2 protein-coding genes are annotated in these 2,276 nt (G+C 43.3%); both read right to left on the reverse strand.

Going from position 1 to position 2,276, the window contains the following annotated elements; genetic code table 11:
• Positions 1–183 precede the first annotated feature (183 nt).
• Positions 184–1,458 carry a hypothetical protein gene (locus AC1DUA_RS34440; protein WP_477504020.1) on the reverse strand — a complete coding sequence of 425 codons (1,275 nt, stop codon included), beginning with the start codon at positions 1,456–1,458 and terminating at the stop codon, positions 184–186.
• 54 nt (positions 1,459–1,512) lie between these two features.
• On the reverse strand, positions 1,513–2,055 hold the full coding sequence (locus AC1DUA_RS34445) for a stalk domain-containing protein (protein WP_477504021.1): 543 nt from the start codon (positions 2,053–2,055) through the stop codon (positions 1,513–1,515).
• Positions 2,056–2,276: the final 221 nt, after the last annotated feature.

A 2,276-nucleotide genomic window follows, 5' to 3' on the forward strand; every position in this document is an offset into this window, starting at 1 on the left:
CTGCTGGTCAGATAAGGTTTGAGCATTGTATTCTAGACTGTTGATACTTGTCGTCTTCTTACCCTTCTTAAATTCAGCAGCAGAAACAAGCCCACTAGAGGAAACTGTTCCCGCCGATCCGCCGGAGCTACCTTTATTTTTATAATCTTTAGCGCTAATCAATGCCATATTGGGTTCCTCCTTTTACTGTAGGTAGCCCATATACTCCTGAATGAGCGCCTCACGTTTTGCTTCGTCGTACCAATCTGGATCACCCTTCGCCAATGTAATTGCTTGTTTGCGGAGTGAAGAGTCTTGAGTGCTTTGTTTCTGGATGGAACTTGTTACTGACTTCTTGATCTGTTCGAAGCCAGAAGTGCCTAATTGTCGTGTGATTTCTCCACGGTTTGCGTCTAGCCAACCTTCATACTCAGAAGGCTCTAGCTGTGACAACTCATCCATTACCTGACCTTCGAATACGCGCTGCCCTTGCTGATCGTTATAGCGCTGTTGAGTAACGGAGGAACTACCACTTCCAGAGCTATTCGCTTTAGATGCTGATGTATTGGCATTCTGCTGAGCGATCTTGATGTTGGCGTCCTGACCTTCTCTCTGAAGTGTTGGCTTGCCATTATATGTTCCAGTAACTCCAGACTCCGCAAGCAGCTGTTCAAACGCCTGTTGGATTGCATTCAGCGGCTTCATACCAGCCACCTGTGAGTATGCAAGAGCAGGATCATTCTTCGGATCAACATTTACTCCATATAGCTGTGATAGAGTGTTTGCTAGATTAATATGATCCTGCTGGGAAGTTCGGTTATTATTCCATTGTGTTTGCTCATTGTTGAAGTTTTGCTGATTCAGTCCGTTTAATAGATCTGCTATGGATGCCGTATTTCTAAACTGATCTTGTTGTGAATTATAGGTATCGCGCTGTGTCTGATAATCTCGGTTCGCTTGATCCTGCCAACGTCCATATGCCTGCTGCTCAAGTTGTGGAAGAAGCTGAGAGTTGACCTTTCCAATAGCATTCTGCTGCATTCCGTTGGCCTGCGTTGTAGCAGAAGAGGAGTTTCCGATTCCACGTCTGCCGAGCGAGACGAGAGCGTTATTCGTCGCTACATTCGCCCCTTGTGTGGCTGATTTGATTGCATCTTGATAAATTGGATCTGACTGCGAATTATAACTGAATGCTGCTGGAGCTTGATATTGAAACGGCTGGGTGTTATTTGCCTTCTGCGTCAAAGTATTCACCAGACCGTCGAGCTGAGTATTGCGCTGTTGGTTCCGATAGTTGTTCAATGCACCACCAAGCGCTTCGGATGTACCGTAAGTGCTGCCGTCTGACTCTGGCGTTGCTCCGTAGAAATCCTTTCCGCCAATCTGTACCATTTTACGATTCGCGTCATAGGAGATGTCTTGATCATTAATCCCGTTATCAGTCAGATATTTACGTACGCCAAGCATTGTTTGTGCCATGCGATCACCCTTTCTTGGAATAGAAAAAGAGCCGCCGTAGCGACTCTAGTTAGATTACTTTTGTAGTCCTTCGAACAAAGCTTTCATTGCTACTAAGCGTGATTCATTATCAGCGATGGTTTTCGCTAATTCTTTACTTGAATTTGTGCTTGGGTCCCATTTGGAAAGCGTCAATTTCAAACCTGGTAAAATGGTTTCGATGCCAATAATCTCATCTTTCAAATAAGCAATTTGTTTATCTTTAGGCAAAGTAGAATCAACCAATTGCTGGTCATTCTCTTCCGGTTCTGATTGTTGCGGTGCATCCATTGGTTTCGGAGTTACTTCCACTTTGGTACCTCCTTTTTCAGTTAATTCAATACCCATGTCAGCGTTAAACTTTACATCCATGTCTAGTGCTTCACCAATAGCTCTAACCGGCAAATAACTCGTACCATCAACGACTACTGCTTGTGTATCAAGCTGTTTACCTCCAATTTTCACAGGAAATTGTCCTTGTATGGCTTTACCTATAACACTTTCTATTTCTTCAGCGTACGCTGAACCTGCCGCAGTGACTGCCACTCCGACTAATAGACCTAACATGAACTTTTTCATCTCATCAACCTCGCATGGTATTTTTAGCTAAATTATACCAGACAATATGCTACTTGACTTTAAGGACCTGCAGATTCTAATGCAGTAACACGGGAGCTTAACGAGTTAATCTGAGATTGTAAATTATTTAATTCTGTTTGCAAACTAATATTGTTGAATCTATTGTGAAATACACTCCACGAATTAACGGAAATTTTATATCCAGTAGCGCACTCTAGATG

The organism is Paenibacillus sp. 01T422 (assembly GCF_056398785.1).

Excerpts from the sequence above, each read along its gene's own strand:
- AC1DUA_RS34440 (WP_477504020.1), bottom strand. The coding sequence starts at position 1,458 with ATGGCACAAACAATGCTTGGCGTACGTAAATATCTGACTGATAACGGG.
- AC1DUA_RS34445 (WP_477504021.1), bottom strand. The coding sequence starts at position 2,055 with ATGAAAAAGTTCATGTTAGGTCTATTAGTCGGAGTGGCAGTCACTGCG.